Here is an 871-nt window from a genome sequence, read left to right as displayed (position 1 = left end):
GGTCGCGTCCGTCAATGTGGTGTAAAATCGGGTGTGGCCACTGGGCTGCATTTTCAGGCGGCCTTGGGTGTAATCTGTAGCGGCTGTGCCTCCTCGATCATTGGTGTGGCAAGGGCGGCCATGCCCTCGATCTGCATGTAGCGGTGCTGGAGCTGGTATTCGTCATTCTGCTCGAGCAGGACGGCGCCGACGAGGCGGATGATGCTGTCCTCGTTCGGGAAGATGCCGACCACATCGGCGCGGCGCTTCACTTCCTTGTTCAGGCGTTCCAGCGGATTGGTGCTGTGGAGCTTGACCCGGTGCTGCTCGGGGAAGGTCATGTAGGCGAGCACGTCGTGCTCGGCATCGTCCATGCAAGCGCCGAGCTTTGGCCAGCGGGCGCGCAACTGATCAGCGACCTGCCGCCAGACCTGCGTCGCAGCGGCATGGTCGGGCTGAAGGAAGACCTGACGGATTGCAGCGGCAACGACGGTATTCTGGCCCTTGGGCACATAGGCCAGGGCGTTGCGCATGAAGTGGACGCGGCAGCGCTGCCAGGTCGCGCCCATGACGCGGGTAATCGCCGCCTTGAGCCCCTCGTGGGCATCGGAGATGACCAGCTTCACGCCGGTCAGGCCGCGCCGGACGAGGTCCTTGAGGAAGCTCGACCAGAACGGCTCGGCTTCGGAAGGACCGATGTGCAGGCCGACGATCTCGCGCTTGCCCTCGGTGTTGACGGCCACAGCGATTATCGCGGCGACACTGACGATCCGCCCGCCCTCGCGCACCTTGAGATAGGTAGCATCGAGCCAGAGGTAGGGCCAGTCGCCGGCGAGCGGCCGCTTGAGGAAGGCGTGGACCCGCTCGTCGATGTCCTTGCACAGCTTGGATA

The 871-nt window shown here is 64.3% G+C and carries 1 protein-coding gene; it reads right to left on the bottom strand.

The genetic code is table 11. From position 1 onward, the window contains the following. Positions 1-53: 53 nt before the first annotated feature. The coding region (locus EWH12_RS21955; protein ID WP_129927823.1) for an IS256 family transposase at positions 54-871 on the bottom strand (818 nt) is incomplete at its 5' end.

Origin of the sequence: Sphingobium cupriresistens (assembly GCF_004152865.1) — a bacterium.
GTDB lineage: Bacteria > Pseudomonadota > Alphaproteobacteria > Sphingomonadales > Sphingomonadaceae > Sphingobium > Sphingobium cupriresistens.
This window is presented reverse-complemented; position numbering and strand designations above follow the sequence as displayed.